Annotated in this window: 17 protein-coding genes; 7 read left to right on the forward strand and 10 right to left on the reverse strand. The window is 44.0% G+C overall.

The window, feature by feature from the left end:
• Nucleotides 1-640: 640 nt before the first annotated feature.
• The gene (locus SDE_RS07905; protein WP_011467990.1) at nt 641-3,517 is read left to right on the forward strand and encodes a TonB-dependent receptor; all 2,877 of its coding nucleotides are present in this window, start codon (nt 641-643) and stop codon (nt 3,515-3,517) included.
• Nucleotides 3,518-3,815: 298 nt separating this feature from the next.
• Nucleotides 3,816-5,012: a DEAD/DEAH box helicase gene (locus SDE_RS07910; RefSeq protein WP_011467991.1), complete on the forward strand. Its 1,197-nt coding sequence runs from the start codon at nt 3,816-3,818 to the stop codon at nt 5,010-5,012.
• A 42-nt stretch (nt 5,013-5,054) separates the two neighbouring features.
• On the opposite strand, the gene SDE_RS07915 is transcribed toward SDE_RS07910, so the two are convergent.
• Entirely contained in the window at nt 5,055-5,537 is a 483-nt protein-coding gene (locus SDE_RS07915) for a nuclear transport factor 2 family protein (RefSeq protein ID WP_049762597.1), read from the reverse strand.
• Nucleotides 5,538-5,711: 174 nt separating this feature from the next.
• Here SDE_RS07915 and SDE_RS07920 point away from each other — a divergent pair, with 174 nt between their 5' ends.
• Complete coding sequence (locus SDE_RS07920) at nt 5,712-8,096, forward strand: DNA polymerase II (protein ID WP_011467993.1); 2,385 nt, start codon at nt 5,712-5,714, stop codon at nt 8,094-8,096.
• 70 nt (nt 8,097-8,166) lie between these two features.
• Here SDE_RS07920 and SDE_RS07925 read toward each other — a convergent pair whose 3' ends face one another.
• A complete protein-coding gene (locus SDE_RS07925) occupies nt 8,167-8,787 on the reverse strand; it encodes a hypothetical protein (protein ID WP_011467994.1) in 621 nt (206 codons plus the stop codon).
• Nucleotides 8,788-8,851: 64 nt separating this feature from the next.
• Nucleotides 8,852-9,217 (reverse strand): YacL family protein, encoded by a 366-nt coding sequence (locus SDE_RS07930; RefSeq protein WP_011467995.1) that lies wholly within the window; start codon nt 9,215-9,217, stop codon nt 8,852-8,854.
• A gap of 190 nt (nt 9,218-9,407) precedes the next feature.
• Between SDE_RS07930 and SDE_RS07935 the strand changes: the two genes are divergently transcribed.
• Nucleotides 9,408-10,103 carry an alpha/beta hydrolase gene (locus SDE_RS07935; protein ID WP_011467996.1) on the forward strand — a complete coding sequence of 232 codons (696 nt, stop codon included), beginning with the start codon at nt 9,408-9,410 and terminating at the stop codon, nt 10,101-10,103.
• A 112-nt stretch (nt 10,104-10,215) separates the two neighbouring features.
• Here the strand turns inward: SDE_RS07935 and SDE_RS07940 are convergent, their stop codons facing one another.
• Genes SDE_RS07940 through SDE_RS07950 form a run of 3 tightly spaced genes read right to left on the reverse strand, consistent with a single transcriptional unit; the run spans nt 10,216 to nt 13,158 of the window.
• Complete coding sequence (locus SDE_RS07940) at nt 10,216-11,163, reverse strand: helix-turn-helix domain-containing protein (RefSeq protein ID WP_158303866.1); 948 nt, start codon at nt 11,161-11,163, stop codon at nt 10,216-10,218.
• 60 nt (nt 11,164-11,223) lie between these two features.
• Nucleotides 11,224-12,129: a helix-turn-helix domain-containing protein gene (locus SDE_RS07945; RefSeq protein ID WP_011467998.1), complete on the reverse strand. Its 906-nt coding sequence runs from the start codon at nt 12,127-12,129 to the stop codon at nt 11,224-11,226.
• A gap of 30 nt (nt 12,130-12,159) precedes the next feature.
• The gene (locus tag SDE_RS07950) at nt 12,160-13,158 is read right to left on the reverse strand and encodes a ketoacyl-ACP synthase III (protein WP_011467999.1); all 999 of its coding nucleotides are present in this window, start codon (nt 13,156-13,158) and stop codon (nt 12,160-12,162) included.
• A 175-nt stretch (nt 13,159-13,333) separates the two neighbouring features.
• Between SDE_RS07950 and SDE_RS07955 the strand changes: the two genes are divergently transcribed.
• From SDE_RS07955 to SDE_RS07965, 3 genes are all read left to right on the forward strand, one after another.
• Complete coding sequence (locus tag SDE_RS07955) at nt 13,334-13,558, forward strand: hypothetical protein (RefSeq protein ID WP_041324418.1); 225 nt, start codon at nt 13,334-13,336, stop codon at nt 13,556-13,558.
• A 285-nt stretch (nt 13,559-13,843) separates the two neighbouring features.
• Nucleotides 13,844-14,686, forward strand: a complete 843-nt coding sequence (locus SDE_RS07960) for a CvfB family protein (protein ID WP_011468000.1) — start codon at nt 13,844-13,846, stop codon at nt 14,684-14,686.
• Between the two features lie 2 nt (nt 14,687-14,688).
• Nucleotides 14,689-15,120 (forward strand): hypothetical protein, encoded by a 432-nt coding sequence (locus SDE_RS07965; RefSeq protein ID WP_011468001.1) that lies wholly within the window; start codon nt 14,689-14,691, stop codon nt 15,118-15,120.
• 28 nt (nt 15,121-15,148) lie between these two features.
• Here the strand turns inward: SDE_RS07965 and SDE_RS07970 are convergent, their stop codons facing one another.
• From SDE_RS07970 to tssL, 4 genes are read right to left on the reverse strand one after another with little or no spacing between them, the layout of a single operon-like run.
• A complete protein-coding gene (locus SDE_RS07970; RefSeq protein WP_011468002.1) occupies nt 15,149-15,874 on the reverse strand; it encodes a PP2C family protein-serine/threonine phosphatase in 726 nt (241 codons plus the stop codon).
• Between the two features lie 16 nt (nt 15,875-15,890).
• Nucleotides 15,891-16,667 (reverse strand): type VI secretion system-associated protein TagF, encoded by a 777-nt coding sequence (gene tagF / locus SDE_RS07975; RefSeq protein WP_011468003.1) that lies wholly within the window; start codon nt 16,665-16,667, stop codon nt 15,891-15,893.
• Between the two features lie 20 nt (nt 16,668-16,687).
• Nucleotides 16,688-20,233: a type VI secretion system membrane subunit TssM gene (tssM, locus tag SDE_RS07980; RefSeq protein WP_011468004.1), complete on the reverse strand. Its 3,546-nt coding sequence runs from the start codon at nt 20,231-20,233 to the stop codon at nt 16,688-16,690.
• A gap of 11 nt (nt 20,234-20,244) precedes the next feature.
• Nucleotides 20,245-21,654: a type VI secretion system protein TssL, long form gene (gene tssL / locus SDE_RS07985; protein WP_011468005.1), complete on the reverse strand. Its 1,410-nt coding sequence runs from the start codon at nt 21,652-21,654 to the stop codon at nt 20,245-20,247.
• Between the last annotated feature and the right edge of the window lie 6 nt (nt 21,655-21,660).

A 21,660-nucleotide genomic window follows, 5' to 3' on the forward strand; every position in this document is an offset into this window, starting at 1 on the left:
CGAGAAGCTATTTGGTGGCTCTTTCTAAATTTGGGCTGGCACTGCTTAGCTGGCGTTATTGCTTTATTTTCGAACCCTAGTGGGGGCGGGGCTACTTATTTGTTTTTTAACAAAAAAATTGCCACTACAAACCAGTGGTATTACAGATTGGTTGTTGTTAATTGGTTAACCAACACTGTTTCCATTTGGTCTTTTTAACTAGATGGGGGCATTTTAAGCTAGCTTGGCGCGTTAATTATTAATCGGGTGCCTCTGAGTGGTAATACCATTTGGTTGAATTTTATGTCATAAGGCTGGCGTAAATCATTTACTTAATGTGTGTGACCACTAGTGGCACAAACTAAAGGCTTGGCTAGTTATAAATATAATAAAGCTCGGTAAGCTCGATTTTTCTACGTTCTGAAAGGTATTTCTCGCCTCTTTTGGCGCTAAAAACATCCTAAGCATTTATTTAATCCCGTAATTTTCACAGGGTGTGTTTTTTGTGTGAAATAGGTTTAACCCGCTACGGCTGGGATGGGGCAGACATTTAGCAAACAAATAAGTTTCATTGGTAAAAATAATCGGTTGACAATTAGGTTTATATTCGTTGTACTTCTGCCCATAATAAAACTAACTCTTAATGAGGGGGATCTACATAATGACTAATAAATATACAATCGGTGCATTCGCACTTTCCGCTTTCACCCTGGCTTTTAATCAAGCCGTTTATGCTCAAGAAGATGCTGCTTTGGAAGAAGTGGTTGTAACTGGTATTCGTGCCAGCTTGGAAGCTGCAGTTGATGCTAAGCGCAACGACGGTCGAATTGTTGACTCTGTTGTAGCTGAAGACATTGGTAAATTACCCGATAACAATGTTGCAGAAGCATTACAGCGTGTTACTGGTGTTTCTATTAACCGCGATTTCGGCGTGGGCTCTGAGGTTTCTATTCGCGGCTTACCGCAGAACCGTGTTGAAATTAATGGTCGCTCAAGTGTGGGCGATGGTCGCTCTGGGGTTAGTTTTGATGATTTCCCAGCCAGCTTTTTGCAAGCGGTAGAGGTTGTTAAGTCTCCTACACCAGAAATGATTGAAGGTGCGTTGGGCGGTACTATCAGCCTTAAAACAGCTCGCCCATTAGATTTAAAAGAACGCGTAATTGCTGTTTCTTTAGACGCAGAATACGCAGATAAAGCCGATAACTGGGCTCCTATATTTAGTGGTTCTTTTGGCAACAACTGGGACTTTGGTGACGCAGGTAGCTTTGGTGTAATGGCTAGCGTTGCCTATCAAGATCGTTGGTTGCGTCAAGATACTGCTTCCGCAAGTCTTTTCCCTTCGGATAAGTGGAGCGCCGGTGTAATTGGGCTAGAAGATACTCCTGCTCAGAATACGCCTAGCGGCTTGTATATTGTGCCAGATGAGCACAAATTTGAGCCCTTCACTGAGCAACGCGAGCGTACTGCATTTAACGTTTCCATGCAGTGGGCCCCAGCATCAGAGCAAGGTTCATTCTATATAGATTTAAATAGTACTGAGCGGGATGGTGGTCAAGAAGCGTATTCTATTCTGTCGGTAATTGGTGCGCCCACAGCAACAGCAAATACGACTGAAGATGCAAACGGACAGTTAAATAACTACGTATTGGCGGGTTCACTACCTATCCCCAAAACTTGGAGTCAGTTCCGTTTTACAGAGAGTTTTTCTAACGCAATTGGTGGTGAGTGGAACTTCACTGACAGCTTAAAAGTATCCGGTGAGTACGCCGTAGCTGAATCCGATACTATGACGTTAGCTTCGGAAATGAATTTGCGTGCGGTAGACCCCGTTGCTGAGGCGGCAAACCCTGCAGATGCGAATCAGTGGTATACCGACGTAACCATCATTAACAGTCAAGACCAGATGCCAACAGTCGATTACTTGGCGGACGGTACCTACACTGACGCGAGTCACTTGGCGTTCCGTGAATATCGTCACCGTGAACTCCCAGTTCAAAACAAAGAATCAGCAATGCGCCTAGATGTAGAGTACTCTGAGCCATTCGGTTTGGAATGGTTTTCAGCGCTTAAAACGGGTGTGCGCTTCACCGATCGTGAGTATGAAAAAGGTGAGTCTCAGATACAGATCAAAGATATTTACAAAAACCTTACCCGTGATGGCAACCCAGATATTATTTGGTTGAACGATCTGGATAATGTAAAAACTTTTGACTTTGATGATGCGTTTGAGCACGCCGGAGTTCAAGGTGTTAACGATCTGACAAGCTTTACAGTGTATGACGCAGCAGCTTTACGTAACCCTGGCCAAACGTATGAAATGGTGCAGAACTTGTTAGCCGGCACCAATCTGGCGTTGACTGGAACTCTGCGAGAGAATTTAGATAACGGCGAGTTAAAGGGTTCTTATTCACTTATTGAAGAAGATACATCTGCGTTTTACGTTCAAGGTAACTTCGACTTTGATCACGCGCGCATCATTGTTGGTGGTCGATATGTGAAAAGTGAAATCACTTCTACTGCATACAACCAAGAAGGTGACGCTCTTGTAACTGATGGCAATACTTACAGCGATTTCTTGCCTAGCTTGAACGTAACTGTAGATTTAACAGAAGATACACTCCTTCGCTTTGGCGGTGCTAAAGTAATGAGCCGTCCGAACTTTGGAGAGCTGAGCCCAACGTTTGTATTTAACTCGGATAAAGTGACTGCAACTCGAGGTAACCCACAGTTAGACCCATATCGTGCAACGCAATTTGATATGGCGGTAGAGCACTATTTTGGTACCGGTAATATGGTATCGGCCACAGTGTTTTATAAGGATGTTGCATCTTTCCTAAGTGAAACAATTTACTGTGCGTACGATGCTGATGCTGTTGCTACACAGAACACTACTATCTTTGACAATATTTGTCTGCGAGATGACGCCACTAGCGATAAGCAACAATTAGTGTTTGCTGATAGTCAAGCGGTGTTTGATGCTGCTCTAGCTCAAGGTCGCAATGGTGTTCGTACTACTACCAACACAAATGGCGAAAGTGGCTATGTACGTGGTTACGAGTTAGGTTACCAGCAAGCCTTCGACTTTTTGCCTGGCATCTGGTCTGGTTTAGGTGTGAATGCAAACTACACGTATGCGGATAGTGAGCAGCCAGGTGGTACTCCGTTAGAGGATATCTCTGAAAACACCTACAATACTCAGGTGTACTGGGAATACGAAGACTTTGCAGTTCGTTTGGCTTATACCTACCGTGATAAGTTCTTGGACGGTATTGTTCACAAGCGTGTTGAACGTGTTGGTGCGCAGGTTTTACCCTCAGCAACTCGCTCTACCGATCCTACTTTGGGTAACGACTACCGAGATGGTCTGTCTCAGTTAGATTTATCTGCAAGCTGGGATGTTACTGATAGTATTACTCTTGTTGCGAACGTAAGTAACTTAACTGGTGAGCCAACTATTAACCAGGCGGTAACTGGTACCACGTTCCAATTACAAGAGTCTGATCGTCGCTTCTCTTTCGGCGTTCGCGCTAAGTTCTAATCGATATTCAGTTATCGACGCTTAGCTGAGGCTGGGTACAATTGCGGTGGAGGGGGTAACCCCGAGAGCTAATGATCGTACCCACCTTAAAGCTTAGCTAAAAGCCTGCTTGAGGCATGTAGTTTGTACTGCATGCGTCAAGCGGGCTTTTTTATTTGTGGTCTCTTAATTCCCTCCTTTAGTTTTCTGCTCGGTTGTTGGTTAGCCACTCTGCTATACTCGCGGCTTATTCGTGCCCTTATAGGGTGTTGTATTCATCTTCAGTGCGAACCAGCCAGCTTTTTGCCCCGAGACGCCAATGACATTTTCTACCCTTGGTCTATGTGACCCAATCCTGCAGGCCTTAAACGACGTGGGCTACGAAGCGCCTACTGCCATTCAAGAGCAGGCTATACCACCTATTTTGGCTGGGCGAGATGTGCTGGCGAAGGCGCAAACAGGTACAGGTAAAACGGCAAGCTTTGTGTTGCCAATACTGCAAACCTTTAAAGATAAAGCGAACCGCAGAGCCAAGCGCATAAAGGCGCTTATTTTGGTGCCTACGCGCGAGCTGGCCATTCAAGTAGAAGATAACATTAGGTTGTACGGTGCGCATTTAAGCCTCACATCTATGGCTATGGTAGGTGGGGTAGATATTGAGCCGCAAAAGGCAAAGCTTGTGGAGGGGGTGGATATTCTAGTCGCCACGCCGGGCCGACTTATAGATTTAATGCATCAGCGTGCCTTACATTTCGATGAGCTGGAATTTTTAGTATTAGATGAAGCCGATAGAATGCTCGATATGGGCTTTATAGGGGATATCAATAAAATTATTGAGCGCCTGCCGGAGCGCAGGCAAAGCTTGTTATTTTCTGCAACGCTTTCTGATAAGGTGCGTTTGCTAGCAAAAACCGCCATAGTTAATGCGGTAGAAATTTCCATTGCCGCGGATAAAAAATCTACCCCGCCGATTACTCAGTGGTTGGTAACTGTAGACAAACATAACAAGTCGGCACTGCTCACGCATTTAATTAATGAGAATGGTTGGAAGCAGGCGTTAATATTTATCCGCACCAAGCACGGTGCAGCCAAGCTGGTTACACAGCTAGAAAAGCGTGGTATTAAGGCCGAATCAATTCATAGCGGCCGAAGCCAAGCAGTACGCACCCAACTACTAGCAGATTTTAAGGCTGGAAAAATAGGCTTTTTAGTGGCCACAGGCATTGCCGCACGCGGTATCGATATAGATGATTTGGACCGTGTAGTTAACTATGACTTACCCGACGATGCACATGATTATGTGCATCGTATTGGCCGCACAGGCAGGGCAGGCGTAAGTGGCGAAGCCGTATCGTTAATTTCTATGGATGATTTTAAGCGCTTGTGTGCAATAGAAAGTAGGCTTGGCCATATTATTGATAGAAAAGAAGTGGCAGAATTTAAAGCAGTAAAAGAAGTGCCTATATCTATATTAAATTACGTTAAGAAAAGTGCAAAAAAGCCACAGAGAAGGTAACGCTTTGTGGCTTGATTTAATTATAACTTGATGGCGCTGGCACTATTGATTCCGTTCAGAAATCTTCATCGTCATGGATGACAGGAGTTTACACGTGTCATTAATTTGTACATAAGTACGCGAAAAGTAATACTCATAAACGCGTTGTTGTGTTCCGCTACTATCACTACTTGGCCTATGTTTGGTTACGCTTGAAATACCACTCACTACTACTGTATCCCCGCTGCGTTGAATGTTTTTAAACTCAGATTCTCTCAAAATTGGGCGATCATAATCTGTCTTGTTTATTCGTGTTAACAGCATGCTTTTTGATTCAATGTTCTTGGCTAGGGTGTGAATCCAGCTAAAGTTGTCTGTAAGTAGCTCGGTTAAAAATGCCTCGTTCGATGTTTGAATCGCATGTTCATACTGCTGGTCTAACAAGTGCATATTGGCATCGTTATCGCAGTTTGTAACAGGGTTTGCCGTTGCGTAAGCGCATGTTAAGAGGGTAAAGGCTGCTAATATTAATGGAATTGTCTTCATGGTAAACGCGGTGTCCCCTAAAGGCTTGATAGTTATTCGAGTATAGTTGCGGTTATTTGTGATTAGTATAATAGTAATTTGGGACAATCGCATTGTGGTAAGCTGGCCGCCCTCGCATTTGGCTAGCGTATTCGGTTAGCTGCATGTGCCATTCTGTATTATCGGGCTATTAAATTGGTTTTCGCTTCTTCTAAAAACAAGGTTTCTGGGCCCATTTCTGGATTTATTCTTACGCGTGCGCGTAGAGAAATTGCCGGTAAGTTATGTTTAGAGTGTTGGCTGAATACCCCTAATGGAGCCGTTCAGCTTATAACTGATACGCAAGATGATGTGTTTTTTATTGCGCAGCAGGACTTTACTGCTGCCAGCGAGTTGCTTGCTGGTCTGGATTTTCGATATCGCCCCCTTGAGTTAGCCACTTTTGAGCACTTGCCTGTAGGGGCTTTGTATTTTAGTAGTGGGGCTACCTCTTTTAAAGCTAAGCAAATATTAGAAGGGAGCGGTGTTACCCTTTACGAAGCGGATATTCGTTTAACAGATCGCTACCTCATGGAGCGCTTTATTTATGGTAGCGCGCAGTTTAATGGCGTGCATAACGCTACAACCTCCCAGAAGTTTCAAAGTTATTCTAACGCCCAGCTTAAGCCAGCCAATTACACGCCCAGCTTAAAAGTTTTAAGTATTGACATTGAGTGCAGCGAGGTAGGGGAGCTTTTTTCTATAGGTTTGGCTGCAGACGGATACAAATGTGTGCTTATGATAGGTGGGCGACAAGACGATGCCCCGAGCTGGATAGACTGGGTGGATGACGAGCGTGCGCTATTACAAACGTTTGTGCGCCGAGTAGGGCAGTTCGACCCCGATGTGTTCGTAGGTTGGAATGTAATTAATTTTGATTTTAGGTTGCTAATAAAGCGCGCAGAGCTACACCGAGTTCGATTAAACCTTGGCCGCGATGCAAAGCCACTACATTGGCGCGATGCCCCCGGTGAAGTTGATCAAGGTTATGTCTCTATGCCCGGGCGCGTAGTAATCGACGGTATAGATGCTTTGCGTACCGCAACCTATCATTTCGATAGCTTTAGCTTGGAATATGTATCGCAGGCGTTGCTTGGTAAGGGTAAGAAAACTGACAACGTAGAAAATAGGTTGGCAGAAATAGAGCACGATTTTTTACACAATAAGGTAAAGCTAGCAGAATACAACTTGCAAGATTGCGAGTTAGTGTTGGATATTTTTGAGCATACACAATTGCTGGAATTCCTTGTGCTGCGCAGTCAAATTACAGGGTTGGAGTTAGATAAATTAGGTGGCTCTGTCGCTGCATTTATAAATTTATATTTACCAAAGCTACACCGAGCTGGTTATGTGTCGCCCAACCGGCCGGAAGGTGGCGGTTTGGCAAGCCCTGGCGGTTACGTAATGGATTCGCTGCCCGGCCTTTATAAACATGTGCTGGTGCTCGATTTTAAGAGTCTTTATCCGTCAATTATTCGCACGTTTAAAATAGACCCCTTAGGTTTGATTGAGGGCTTAAAGCAACCAGAAAATGCAATTCCGGGCTATAAGGGGGCGTTGTTTTCAAGAGAGAAGCATTTTTTACCGCAAATTATTACCTCGCTTTGGCAGCAGCGTGACGAAGCGAAAAAGAATAAAGACAGTGCGCGTTCGCAGGCGATTAAAATATTAATGAATTCGTTTTACGGCGTGTTAGGTTCTGGTGGCTGCCCGTTTTACGATACGCGACTTGCCAGCTCGATTACCATGCGCGGCCACGACATAATGAAACAAACGGCAAAGTGGATAGAAGCCGAGGGCTACAAGGTTATTTATGGCGATACAGATTCCACCTTCGTGTGGCTTGATGGTGAGTATAGTAATGAGCAGGCTCAAGCAATTGGGCAAAGCTTACAGGTGCTAATAAACGAAAAGTGGCAACAACTTATTCGCGAGGAGTACCGGCTAGAGTGTAACCTAGAAATTGAGTTTGAAACGCACTTTTCGCGCTTTATTATGCCTACCATTCGTGGTTCTTCGCTTGGCAGTAAAAAGCGCTATGCGGGCGTTAAGCAAACTAAACAAGGTGGGGAGCTAGTTTTTAAAGGGTTAGAAACGGTGCGTTCAGATTGGACTGCACTTGCCAAAAAATTTCAAACCCAACTTTATAGTATGGTGTTTGAAGATAAAAACGTTAAACAGTATGTACAGAAGATAATTGCAGAAACTCGCGCAGGGTTACACGATAATGAACTAATTTACCGCAAGCGATTGCGCCGCAGGTTGGATCATTACGTAAAAAGTATACCGCCACATGTTAAAGCTGCGCGTATGGCAGATGCTGCGAATGCGCTTGCTGGCAAGCCTTTGCGCTATCAACATAAAGGGTGGATAAACTATGTATTAACACTAAATGGGCCAGAGGCCGTAGAGCATCAAACTAGCCCAATAGATTACGATCATTACATTGAAAAACAAATACGCCCAATTGCCGAGGCCATTCTGCCTTTTATCGGCGTTTCTTTCGAAGAAATTAGTGCTTCTCAGCTGGGGCTTTTTTAATACAATCGCACCGTGTTGTGTAGACCGGTAGGTAGTGTAGTATTGGGTGTTTAGGCGCTTAGGTAGCGAGCTAAGTAGGTAAACTCATCATTAAAAAACCGCAAAAAGCAGGGTTGTTTGGGCTAAGGCTTGGTGAAACATGTTTTTTCATTTCTAAAATATAGGCGCGATATTTCTCATAAAACTCCCAGCTTGGCGTGGGCTTGTAAGTAATACCTTCGAGTTCAAAGTAATTGACTATGCCTTTGACTGTGGTGGGTTTAACAAATATTTCTTCCTGTAAGCGGTAGTAAGCTGGCACTGCGCTAATGATTGACCACTTCGCTAGTTTATCTATTTTTAGTAATTCTAACTGTAGCTCAAACCCCTGTTGGTGCTTGCCGTGTAGGGCGAGTTTTAGCCCGTCGACAAGTGTCTTTTTCTCATCGCTATTACGCGTATTTATAAACGATTTAAATTTGGGCTTCTCGAACATAGATATCATGGAGGAGCGACTAATAACTTTAATCCAGTCTTCAAGTATTTGCTCTGTATGCTTAAATTTATTTTTTGCAAACGCTTCTTGGCAAAAATCAGACAGCTTATTTACATTGTGCTTTTTGCCGATGGCAACGATTTCGGGGTGGGCAAAGCCCCCAGGGTAAGCCGCTAAAAACTGCTCTTCGGCAAACTTGAGTCGCTTTGTGTGCATAAGTTTTAACCTCGCGTTGGTACTGGTAGTAGCCTGCAATGATGGTGGCGCCGCGTGTGTACTGCTAGTGGCTTTTAGTTACAAACTGCAGCCAAGATTGTAGTGCTTCTTTAAAGTCGGTTAAGCCGCACTCCGCGTTCGATTCTAATTCATAAAGCGAGATGTTTTTTTCGAATTCAATATCGTCGTCAATGGCGTGAGCCATAACTGACACCTCATCACCTGCGATATGTAACTCGAACTCAGACCCGTGAAGGGTTAGGCTCGCTTTATGGCCTAATTCTATCTGTTCTATATGGCTTAGCAGGCTCGTTATGCGCTGGGTGTTGCTTGCTAACTCATCGGTTAACCAGCGACCAATTGCTTCGTGCCCCATCGAAAAAGTAGCCACGGGGCTACCGCCTAGGTCTTTGTTGAATTCGTATTCCACGTTTTACTCAATACTGGGTGCATGTGCTTGGATAATAGCAATTGTCGACTTTGTTAGGGGAATTTAATACAGTGAGTAGCTAATTTGGGTGGGTTAGGGCGTGTTTGAAACGCTCTAAAACACCAGTGAGCTTATTGGCGAGTGTGCGTTGTTATGACGCACACTCCAAATTCCAGAGTAGAGAGTAATTATGACTTTAACACCAGCACAGCAGGCAGCCGCTAAACAAACAAGAACAGTCGTTCACGGGGCCGGTGAGCCTACCCATGCCGTTATTTGGTTACACGGTTTGGGAGCCTCATCGGATGATTATCCGCCTGTAATCCCATATTTGGGGTTGTCTAATTCTCGCACCATAAGATTTGTATTCCCTCAAGCCCCTGAGCGGCCCATTACAATTAACGGCGGCATGGTCATGCCTGGCTGGTACGACATAAAGGGAATGGATTTGGTCGATAAAGAAGATTTAGAGGGGATGAGCGAGTCCCGTGCGACTTTAGAGCGTTTAATTCAGGAGCAGGTGGACAAGGGGGTACCTACGAGCAACATTGTTATCGCTGGCTTCTCGCAGGGGGGAGCGGTTGCTTATTACACCGGTTTACGCTACTCGCAAAAACTGGCTGGGATTATGGCGCTATCTACCTATATGCCTTTCGCCGGTACTGCAGCGAGTGAGCACTCAGGTGTGAATGTGCAAACACCCATTATGGCAATGCATGGCCTGCACGATGGTGTGGTGCCGCTAAGCATCGGCAAGCAAAGCGCCGACGCAGTAAAAGCCTTAGGTTATACCGTAGAGTGGAAAGGGTATGCCATGGAGCACAATGTAATCCCTGAGCAGCTTACTGATATTGGTGTTTGGCTGAATAGGGTGTTTGAGGGGTAGTTGTCGCCAACTTCGTTGGCTTACTGTATATGCACAATAGGGCTTCTAGTTGGAAGTCTCTTTTACGTGTATTGCTTATTTGGTCTTAGCATCTCTCTTGACGGCTATTTTTCTAGGCGTCCATATCATTCGGTTTTAAGGTGCTTCTTATCCCCTCATAGGTTTCCAGCTCTCTAATGCGCCGGCATATTGTTGGCCTAGATATGCCCAGTATTTTAGCTGCTTCGGTTTGGTTTCCTTTGGTTAGCTGTAATGTTCTGCGTGTTTTTTCAAGGGCCATTATATCTTTGGCTCTTTCGAGTGAAATGTTGGGGTTGAATAATGCAGTAGTAAGGGTTTCCGTTGTGTGAAATGGGCGCGTTCCTGGAAGCGCTGCAAGTATTTGCGGAGTGTAATATTTATTTTCTGAGTATATTAGGCCCAACAGGAATATTGTAACGTTGAATGATGTAACTATTGTTGCGTTCACTTGTAAGCCTAGTTGCATAAGAAATGCAATTATTAACGAAGATATTACAAATGGCCCAGAGCAAAATAGGAGTACTTTGCTACGGTGTCTAATTACATCTTCTTTGTGTAGAAAAGCACCATAACTTAATAAAAGTAGCGTAAATATAACAGCACTAAACATCCCGCTTATATAAACAGAGTAAAAAGGGCCCGGTATGCGAGTTATTGAGTATGCTATTTTAGTTGTGCCTAGTATTGCTAAATTGGGCATAGCCACAAGTATGGAGAGGCCGAGCGCAATGAGTAATGGCAAATAAAAATTTGATAGCTTATCAACTGTTCTTAATGCTACACCCAGAATTGAGTATATGGAAAACGCATAGAACACGTGGTAGGCAACTACCAAGTTTAAGGTGGCCTTGGAGTTAAGCTGAAAGCAAAAAAGTGTTAGTTCGCAGATGTTTAGCCCAAGTAGGGCTAGGAACAATATTAAAAAGAGATTATCAGAAAGGAATCTTTGCGATTCCCCTCTCGAGTGTGAAAATGGTCGTTTCCAAAGGATTATTAGCTTAACAAATATTGCTAATATGCTAGGCAAAGCGTAAAGCAATCTAAACATCCTTTTAAATAGTTACCGCTTCAGGGTGTGCGGGGTCGTAAGCCTAGGGTATTAAAGCTTACGTGCTTTTGTATATTGGCTCTCAATTAGCTTGATTCTTCTGCAGATCGTGGGTCTAGAGACACCAAGAATTCGTGCAGCTTCGCTTTGATTTCCTCTTGTTAGTTCTAGCGTGTATCTAGTCTTTTCTATATCCATCAGTTCTTTTGCCTTTTCTAGAGGCATGTTTGGGTCGAACAAGGCTTGAGTCAGGATTCTGGCGCTGTCGTTATATTTGGTGCCTGGTAGTGAGGAAAGAAGCCCGTATATATGGTACTTGCCCTCTAGATACAATAAGCCAAAAAGTAAAATATTAATGGAGAACGATATAACAACAGTGGCGTTTATTTGAAAGCCAAATTGCATTAAGGCAACGATTATAAAAAGGCTTACAAATGATGGGGTTAGGCATATTAATAAAACCGAGCATTTATTTTTTATTTCTTTAGATTTGCTTCTAAGGGCGCCGTGTATTAGCAAGCCAATTGATGCACTAAATGGAACAAGTAGGGCAAGTTGGACTACGAAATAGTATGGGCCTTGAATCCTTGTATAGGAATATCCAATACTTTTTGTTCCTTCTATTGCGAGCCCTGGTATTGCGATAAAAATCGCCATTAAACAACCAAAGGTTGCAAGCGTGCGAATAGGAAAGACCTGTCGAGTAATCGACAGAGTAATCCCTAACACGGAAAGAATGGAAAAAAGGCCGAATATATAATGCGCCATAACAAGGATTGTTGCGCCACTCTCTTTAAGGTTGAGTGTAAACAACAACATCTCACTAATGTTCAGAGCCAGTAGTGAAATGAAAACGGCTAAAAAAGCTTGGTTCGTTATCAGCAGGCTTTGTCTGGCTCGCCATAATAGAACTAGTTTTATAGCAATAGCCGAGATACTTGGGATGGCGTATAGCAAAAAAGTAATCCTTCTAAAAGGTGTTAACTATTAAAATATTAATCCGCTTTGGCACACGGAGAGGCCGCTGCCAGTTCCCATAATCAAGATTTTTTCACCTCGTTGGGGGCGGTTTAAGAACATATTTACAGGTATTGAGGCGGAGGTCAAATTCCCGTAATTATCATAGGTAATAGGCGCCTTGTTGATGGGTTGGTGCGCCAAACTGGCCATTCCTTGGTGCGGTTTAGCTCCAGTTTGGTGACAAAATAGTTTGTCAATACTTTCTGGCTGCCAACCCAAAAGTTCATAGGTACTGTCTATGAACATTTTATGAAGCCGTAATATTTGTACTGTAATCTCGCGCATTAGCATCTGACCTTGCGTGCCACTATCCGTATGTTTGTAATAGCATAGGTTTGTATGGCTACCATCAGACATAAAGTTCATTTTTTGGAAACCCGAATGTTCATTACCACGCTGAATAATCATTGCCCCTCCAGCGTCACCTACTGTTAGCCCTCCAAGTCTTTTGCGGAACTCTTCTTTACTTGATAGCTTTTTAAGTTGATCAATTGCTTCGTAGGTTAGGTTACTTTGCTTCTCGCCGGTGCACACAAGTACGGTTTGGGCGCTGTGATTTGCAATAAATGCATCTGCTATAGAAATGCCATTTAAAAAACCATGACAAGCATTCGTAACATCCAGAACTATTGCTGATGTGGCCCCAAGCTCGGCCTGTATTCTATGGGCCGTTGCTGGCTCTTGCCAATCTCTTTCGATGCCACAATAAAGGATTAAGTCAATTTCGTGAGCTTGTACGTTTGCATCTCTTAGTGCTACTTCAGAGGCCATGATTGCCATGTCTGACGCGAGTGTTTTTTCATCTGCCATTCTGCGCTCTATGATGCCAATCTTGTTTGAGATATAATTCTCTGGTGTGCCAAAGCGCGTGCTTGCTATTTCCGCCATTAACTCATCTGACGTCACACGTTGCTTTGGTAAATAAGCGCCAATGCCAGCAATTTTAGATATGCAATTCATTTCCATTTTGTTTCTCCAGTTTTTTGTTTAAAAGTAAAAAATAATGTTGTTTTGGGGTGTGTCACGAATGAAACACCTGCTCACAAAGCCGTAAAACCATGTATCAAAAAAAAACAGTTGATTTCATGGGTGTCAGCAATAGGATCAGCTGAAAATAATTAACTCATTGAGAGAGGTTGTTATGGCTAATCAAACTGCAGTACAGGACATCAATATCAATCAACCAAGTTACCTGCAAGTGGCACCGTTAATTCGGTTGACTAAAAATGACATTTCTATCCTAGAACGGTTAGAACAGGACGGTGTATACGACCTTGCGGGTCACCCAGATAGAGCTTCTACAATCGAATCTATTATTTATGATCTGCTCGATGCAGTTCGTGGCACTGAAAGTAAATCTGCTTAGTAAAAATATTTGGCGCGTAAATATTTAAAAAGAATTTGGCGACAGATTTTTAATTTGATTTCAAAACGGGGTGCAATCGCACTCCGTTTCTCCCATTCCCTCCCAAAGCTTTATTTTTTATTCTCTTGTCTGCTTCTATAAGTCGGCATACCTATTGTTATTCTTTGGTTAAAAAGTAGTCGCTGCTCGATTGTGCTTCTATTTTAGGTGGTTGGCTTAGTACTAGGGGGAAGCGTTGTTGGGTTGTATACTGTTTCTTTTGTTTATGTGAATAGAGAGTGTTGAATGTACCGTATTGGTCGATCTTACCCCTTGGAAGTGGTTAAACGTGTTGAGTTTGGGGTTTACCTTGACGCTGGCAACTTAGGTGAAATTCTTCTGCCTAATAGGGTTGCGCCAGAAGGGCTGGAAATTGGAGATTCGGTGAAGGCCTTCCTCTATTTAGATTCAGAAGACCGCCCAATAGCGACAACCAAGCGCCCTCGGGTTCAGGTTGGCCAGTTTGCTTATTTGCAAGTGGTAGAAACTACGCATTTTGGCGCTTTTTTAGACTGGGGCCTAGATAAGCACCTATTGGTGCCCTTTGCCGAGCAGCACGTAAAGATGTTAGAAGGGAAGTCATACCTTGTATATGTATACCAAGATAGACGCGATGGCCGTATTGTGGCCTCATCAAAGGTAGATAAGTTTATCGACGATGATAAGCCTCACCGGTTTAAGCCTCGGCAAGAAGTGAGTTTGATAATAGCTAATTCCACTGAATTGGGCTTTAAAGCCATTGTTAATCACAGCCATTGGGGTGTGTTATATAAAAATGACGTGTTTCAGCGGTTAAGTTTTGGCCAAAGTGTAAAGGGGTATATCCAGCAAGTGCGAGCTGATGGGCGGATAGACCTCACTTTGAATGGGGGCTATAAAGCGCGAGACAAAAATTGCCAAACCATTCTCGATTACCTTAAAAAGCAGGGTGGTTATGCTGCGTTGCATGATAAATCCGACCCCGCGGAGATCTCGGCTCAGTTGGGTATGAGCAAAGCGGCCTTTAAAAAGGCTATTGGCGGTTTATATAAGCAGCAGGTAATTACTATAGAAGAGGCCGGTATTCGTTTGATTGCGGGCCAAAGCTAGTTATGCACGCCAATCACTCTGCACACATTCAATTACTGGCGGATTTGCCACCGGTTGTGGACGACGGATTCGGCAACCTCGCTTTTTGTAGCGCGGATGACGGTGTTTTATGGCTATGTTATGAAGTGCGCCGAGATTTTCTTTCTGCGCCTCGTCAATTTAATGTTTTACGTGTGGTATTAGCCGACGAGCCGTTTATTGCGACAGGTGGTCAGTACCTTAACGATTTGCAATGGGAGTCGCTGCGCAAGGCTGGATTTGGCATATACCGTGTTGAAGGCAGTGAGCTTGTTGAAGGCGAGGGGGAGTTGCACTTGGTGTGTTATACCCCCAAGCAGATAGTGGAGTGCTGTGCGCTACAGGTTACATCTGAGCAGCAATGTTTCCATGCCGCATCGCCATACCAAGCCCTTGTTAGTTTTTTGGCGAGCTGAAAAACATTACGCTAGTAGCGCTACCTAGTTAAAGAGAAACAATAATGCTGCTTAAGTTGTCTGGTGCACCAGCATCTAAGGCGCCAGTTAAAAAGCTTTGGTTTATTTTATCAATATTATTTGCATCCACGCGCAAGGCGAGCTGTTCGTCGCTATACACCTTTGTTAAGCCATCGGTGCATAGCAAAAAGCGATCTTCTTCATATATATAGTCACATATATAATCTACATATGGGCTTTCATCTACGCCAATTGCTTGGGTAAGGGTATTGGCGGCAGGTGTGTTTTTTATTTCTTCTAAGCTAAGTATGCCTTCTGCTAAAAGTTCTTCGGCCTCTGTATGGTCGCGGGTGATGAGCGTGAAGGTGTCATCCCTCAATAGGTAGCAGCGGCTATCACCACTCCAAAAGCAATGGTAGCGGTCGTTTTCTAATACAAGTACCACTACGGTACTTCCTATTACGCTTTCGGTACTAATGCTATTGGCATACCTATAAAGCTCTGTGTTTGCTGCTTGAATTACAGATGGTATGGCATCCACAAGAGCTTGCCCTTGGTAATTAGCAGCCGCTTGATATAAATGGCTTATTACGCACCGACTAGCGTAGTCGCCAGCGTCGTGGCCGCCCATGCCGTCTGCTACAGCCCATATCCCCGATTTGGGCAGTGCAATTAGAGCGTCTTCGTTTTTCTCTCTTACGCAGCCTGTGTGTGTCATGCTGCTGGTGGCTATACCCACATTTAAGTTTTGCATTAGTTGGCAATTATCCTTAATTTTTATTTTCTAATACAGATTCCAGGTTCCATCCCCACTGTTGCCAGTTGCCATCTAGCATGGCTGCAAATTGGCCTGCATCGGGTAGGCCACTGTTTACCAACAGTGTAGGTGCAATATGCTCTGAGCCCTGTGTCCACCATATGCCGTAGGCACCGTAAATTCGCTGGTAGGCTTTGTGTAATAGGTTTAAAGGCAGTTGTTGGTCGCTGTTACTAGGTGGTGTTTCGACTACAAAATTTTCTGCGTAGGAATGTTGAGCGTGCAGTGTTTCAAAATTGCTAAACTCAGGTAACTGTAGCGAAGGTAGCATTTCGAAGTTGCCGATAAAATTAGAGTAGCTAGTATGTTCTTCTAAAGCTAAAAGTGCAGCGCTCTCCAGTTGGCTAAACCACGCATCGCCATGTAAGTAAGCAGACCAAGGTGTGTGGTTATATATTTGTACTAAGGTAAGCGGGAAGTAGCGGCCGACTTCATCCACACTTGGGATCATTATGCCCGCCACGCTTTGCGGGTGTGTAATAGTGGGCATAAGTGAAAAGCGCCAAACAGGGCTGGTTAAATAAAAATCTAACCAGGTGTCGCCAAGCTGTTCTTTACTTACACCCAAACACCCTTGCAGCCAAGCATGCCAAACATCTGTAAATGCAGCAGGTAAAAAGTGCGAAATAAAATCACCTTGTTGCGGCAGTTTGCCAAACAGCCCGCAGGTATCTGTCTGCGGTGCTGGATTAGCTGTGCTGTTTGTTTGGAAATCACCAACAGCTTCCATTAATTGATCTCTCCAAGTATTTACAGCTGTGTGGGCAAGCTAAACTTTTGCACATCTTTATTATGGTAAGGGTTGTCGGTACTTGCGGGCTGAATGATATAAGCCGAAGCAATTCCATCCAGTTCAAAAGTAACCAATAATCCGTCGGATTCTTTCTTGCGTTCTATCTTGCTGTGTTCGTCTAGCAGTCTAAACCAGCTCCACTCGCCTTCGGTGCGAGCGCTAATTGGGGTGCCTTTACTGGACAGGCTAAAAACAATTTTAGATAGGTCTGTTTTTGCGCCAGGCCATAGTACATTTACATTGCGCACTGGGCCGTGATTGTAGGCGATAGTGGTACCTGCTGTTTCTAGTAAAAAGCCACTGGCAATATGGTCGAGTGTGTGCGGCTTCATCGAGAATGCAACTTCTGGTTCGCCGCTTTTATCCGAGAAGTAGGCATTTTTAATGTTTTGGGCTTGATAAAAAAGTTCTAGGCTGTTTGTGCTAAGGCCTATATTTTTCTTCCAGCGCCACGGGTGTTTAGATGTGTCTACAAAGGGTTCTATATATTCCACAAAGTAGGAATCTAATATGCCGGCGGGGCCAAAAAATTTTGTGAAGTCTGCTAGTTTAACATCACGCTTACTTTTTGGGTTTAAGGGGTATTTATCTTTAATCGCACGATTATAAAAACTCACAACCTCTGTTTGCCAAATATTATTCATATGGCTTTGGGTAGCTGCTGCGGTAACCTGCGCGGTATCTCTTGCAATAGATGAGAACCAAGTTTCAATTTGAGGTGGTGCATCGGATATAGCGCGCTGTACAAATACAACAGGGCTGCTGCCACCTTTCCATTCTTTACTAGCGTCAAATGCGGCTTGTTTGGTGTTTTCAGAATAAGCTAAGTTTTGAAAGTAGTCGTCTAAATTAATTAAAGCTTGCTGTAACTGCAGTAAAGGCAGGCCTTCTTCAGTATTTATATAGCTGTTTAGGTCTTCGAAATGCTCGGTTACGTCGAAGCCGGGGAGTTTTATATTACTAAGCCCCGCAGATTTTGGCACTAACCGTTCGAGTCTACCTTTTTGACTGCTGGAAAATTCTTCAGCTAATTGGTTAGCGGAATCTTTCATGTTGTCGCTAATAACAGGCGCTTCGCTTAGTGCGGTATGTTTGCGAATTTGAACAAGCAGTTTAACCAGCGGTTGGTCAGAGCTGGCAAGCATTTGCACCACAGATTGGCCTCGGTTAACGGTGCCAAACGATTGAATAGCTACATCGTTTAGGTATTCATCCCAGCGCGCAATATACTCGTTAAAGTAATATTGGTTTACTCTGCTGCTTATTTCTTTTATGCGCTCTTCAGTAAGCGCCTCTTCTTGTTTGTCGCCATAAATCCATTGTTCATCGGCTAGGCGTTGCGATAATTTAATGTTCTCTAAGTTAAACCCTCGATGAAACCCAGAATAGGTGAATAATTCTGGAATGCCATTTTCAAGAGCCTTTCCACTTTTTCTATAAAACATTGCATCTGCTTTTTTGCCTAATACGCTTTTGATCGAAAACTCTTCTGGATGAAGATCCATGTAATCATTTTTTAAGCGTCGGTATACGCGTAGATCAAGCGGGGTTTTTATAAGTATGTTACGGGCCATTTCGACTTTAGTGTCGTCGATAGGAAACGGGGATACTTTTTCGCTTAGCGCAGTTTTAAGGTGGCTATTTAACTCACTTAATAAAACTTGCTTGTTTTGATTAGGTAGTTGGCGCTCCCATAGAATGTTTACCCATAAGGTAAAACTGTCTGTATCCATTTTGCTGGAGTGGTAGGGCATTAAGTAGAACTTAAGGGCTTCGTACAGTCGCTCATCGTCATTTTTAGCAAGCTCAAGCTGTTCGCCTAGCATTTCTTCTAAGTGCTGCATAAAAAACGATTCGAGCGCTTTTTTATAGGTGGTTTCGGCTTGTTCACCTAACTTGTTACCTTGGTATAAACCAAAACCCTGTTTAAAGGTATATTGGCTATCTTTAAGCATATAGCCTGTGGGTAAGTCTCGCAGTAGGTTTAGTTTTAAGGCGAGGTTGTGCCAGTCTCGCACTGCAGTATTTTGTTTTTTATCAATTTTAGAATACTTTTCTAGCTGGTCTTCAATTTCGTGAATGTAATCCTTATTTAAGGTTTTACTGTGCGACCAGGCGATGGCCAAGCAAGAAAAAGCAGCAATAGCACAGCCTGTTAGGCCAGTGTATATCCAGCGGTAACGAGCGCGCATTTTGTCGTTTAGTGTTGCTAGGTTGGCCTCAGCAAAGATAACTTTTTTAAGTAAGTTATTAACGAAATAGGTTTTAGGTTGAATGCCAATTATGTCAATTGGGGGCGCGCATTGTTCTGGGGGTAAAATACCTGTTACCCAGCGCGAAGCCATATTGCTCTGCGTGCTACTAAGCAGGTATAAGCCGCGCCACATAATAGGGGTTTCAAATTGATTGGGGGTAAAAATAGGGGCTACAAACTTAAGAATCTCAGTTTTAAGTGCGCGCATCTGACGAGGGAACTCGTAGATTAATGCACGCTTTTGTGGGCTGTGCTCATTATTTAGCCGAGATAGCACACGGTCTTCAAGGCGTTGTAGTAGTAAATCAAATTCATTGTTAAACACTTCTTCAGTAGCAGAAATATCGCCCGCTTTGAACTGGCTGTAGGTAAACCCCCATGCTTGTTCTCTGTCTTGCGCTTCTAAATCAGAGAAAAAGCTGTTAAAGCCTGCAACCATGTCGAGTTTGCTTAATACCAAATACACCGGTATTTTCATGTTTAAATGATTGTTGAGCTCTTGTACGCGCTGCTTTATTGCCGTTGCTTGTAAAGCTTTTTGAGTGGGCGTCTTTTGCAGAATATCCTGTATGCTTACAGTAACAATTATGCCGTTTAAGGGTTGCTTGGGTCTCGCTTTTTTAAGGCGCGCTAAAAAGCCAAGCCACGCTTCACTGTCTTTAGTTTGTGGGTTGTCTTGCGTGGTGTACCTGCCGGCGGTGTCAATTAATATGGCTTCCTCGGTAAACCACCAGTCGCAGTAGCGTGTGCCGCCTTCGCCTTGAATGGGGGCGTCGCCAAGTTTATTTTGCAGCGGGAAGTTAAGGCCAGAATTCTTTAACGCTGTGGTTTTTCCTGAGCCTGGGGCGCCGATTACCATATACCATGGCAGCTTATACAGTTTATTGTCTTTGCCAAAGCCACTACCTTGTAGCAAGCCAAGGCTTTTTTGAAGGTTGGATTCTAAAATTTGTTCATCGGCCGATGGTACCTTCTTGGTTTTGCTAGCAGCTGGCTTGGCATCTTCCGCAATAGCATTTGCCAATTTATCTGTGGCTTGGTTTGTTCTGGTTCTCTTACGTAAATTATTTAAGCCCCAAAGTATAAGGGCAACAAATACCATGCTTAATCTTACCCACTCGGCGCTAAGTGGTTTGTACTCTGCAATTGCTATAAGTGGCCCTATGTACCAAATAATCAAGCACAGCAAAAGTACGCCCAAAAGAGAAAGAAACCAGGGCTGGGTAAATTGTTGGAAAAAACGTTTCAAGCTGGTGCTCCCTATTTAGCTTGCTGTTCGCTAGCTATTAATCCTTGATGGTAATAAACGTCGATAACAACACGGCGATTGTGGGCGCGCCCAGCGGCGGTGTCGTTACTCATAATGGGTTCGTTAGCCCCGCGTCCTTCAGGTAGTAGGCGTGATTTAAGGTCTGCACTTGCAGCTAAGTACTTAACCACTTCACTTGCGCGAGCAAGGGAGAGGTGCCAGTTAGAAGGGTAGCGCGGTGTGCGAATAGATTCGTTATCGGTATGGCCAGATACGATAATTCTGCCCGGTATGGCTTCCAGTGCCTTGGCTATTTTATCTAATATTGGCTCAAAAGAGGGTGTGATATTGATATTGCCAGAGGTGAAAAGCTCTTGGTTGTGCAGCACTATCGAGGTGTGAGTCGGGTAGTCCTGCACACTTAAAATACCTCTGTCTATTTCTGGGGTAAGTAAAGCGCGCAGCTCGATAAATTCAGGCCGAACCATACTGGGGTCGAGTACTTTTTTCTCGGGCGTGGGAATTAGGTTAGTCATTAGTACGCGCGTTGTGTCCGACTCTTTGTTTAAGCCGATAAGCCAATAGCTGTATAGGCCAAATGCGGCGAGCACAAGTGTGCCGATTAACAGCCAAGCAGGTAAAAATGAGTATAGGTGTTGCTTATTACTGATTTGCGGAGAAATATTAACCGATAGGGTGTTGTTGTATTTCTCTCTGGATCTATGTAGTACGTCGTAAAGACGACTACGGATTTTTTCAATTTTTATAGGGCCTTGAGGGTCTATTCTCAGCTTTCCCATAAAACCAAGTGACATTGCAACAAAAAGTATTTCTAGTAAATCTTTATGCTCGTAAGGGGATTCTAAGCTTGTATCTAATATGCGGTAGAATTTTTCTCCACCGTAGGTTTCTTTGTGAAAAATACTGAGTATAGGGTGTTGGCTCCAGCCAGACATCTCACCCCAAGTGGTATTTAGAATGGTCTCGTCAATAAGAGCGCACAGTATATAGTTGGCGTCTTGCCTTATTTGAATATCGCTTTCAAGTTTGGTTATTTTGCTATCAAACTGTTTAATGGACTCTTGCACATAATTTCGTAGGCGCTGGCCATCTACTTTACCTTGAATTTGCTTTAGTTGAGTCGCAAGCGCCAAAACGGGGGATGCCGCCTCGGCAATTGTTGTTGCGTGTGTGTTCTCTATGGCTGCGAATTTTAAGTCTACAGTTGCCGATTGGTTTGGGTGGCGAGGCTTTATAACAGTCGTATCGCCCATTGCCGCAGTGGGAGGTGTGCGCTTGCCGCCGGGGCGAGGGCGCGGCTTTATTATGGTCTGATCCGACGACGGAGTTACGCTTTGTTGGGGCGCGTTTGCTCGCTTTCCTGGTCGAGGCTTAATTACTGTTATATCCGAGTTGTCCATCTGTAT

This window comes from Saccharophagus degradans 2-40 (assembly GCF_000013665.1).
Lineage (GTDB): Bacteria > Pseudomonadota > Gammaproteobacteria > Pseudomonadales > Cellvibrionaceae > Saccharophagus > Saccharophagus degradans.

Coding starts and splice junctions, on each gene's coding strand:
- SDE_RS07905 (WP_011467990.1), top strand. CDS start 641: ATGACTAATAAATATACAATCGGTGCATTCGCACTTTCCGCTTTCACC.
- SDE_RS07910 (WP_011467991.1), top strand. CDS start 3,816: ATGACATTTTCTACCCTTGGTCTATGTGACCCAATCCTGCAGGCCTTA.
- SDE_RS07915 (WP_049762597.1), bottom strand. CDS start 5,537: ATGAAGACAATTCCATTAATATTAGCAGCCTTTACCCTCTTAACATGC.
- SDE_RS07925 (WP_011467994.1), bottom strand. CDS start 8,787: ATGCACACAAAGCGACTCAAGTTTGCCGAAGAGCAGTTTTTAGCGGCT.
- SDE_RS07935 (WP_011467996.1), top strand. CDS start 9,408: ATGACTTTAACACCAGCACAGCAGGCAGCCGCTAAACAAACAAGAACA.
- SDE_RS07950 (WP_011467999.1), bottom strand. CDS start 13,158: ATGGAAATGAATTGCATATCTAAAATTGCTGGCATTGGCGCTTATTTA.
- SDE_RS07955 (WP_041324418.1), top strand. CDS start 13,334: ATGGCTAATCAAACTGCAGTACAGGACATCAATATCAATCAACCAAGT.
- SDE_RS07960 (WP_011468000.1), top strand. CDS start 13,844: ATGTACCGTATTGGTCGATCTTACCCCTTGGAAGTGGTTAAACGTGTT.
- SDE_RS07965 (WP_011468001.1), top strand. CDS start 14,689: ATGCACGCCAATCACTCTGCACACATTCAATTACTGGCGGATTTGCCA.
- SDE_RS07970 (WP_011468002.1), bottom strand. CDS start 15,874: ATGCAAAACTTAAATGTGGGTATAGCCACCAGCAGCATGACACACACA.
- tagF (WP_011468003.1), bottom strand. CDS start 16,667: ATGGAAGCTGTTGGTGATTTCCAAACAAACAGCACAGCTAATCCAGCA.
- tssL (WP_011468005.1), bottom strand. CDS start 21,654: ATGGACAACTCGGATATAACAGTAATTAAGCCTCGACCAGGAAAGCGA.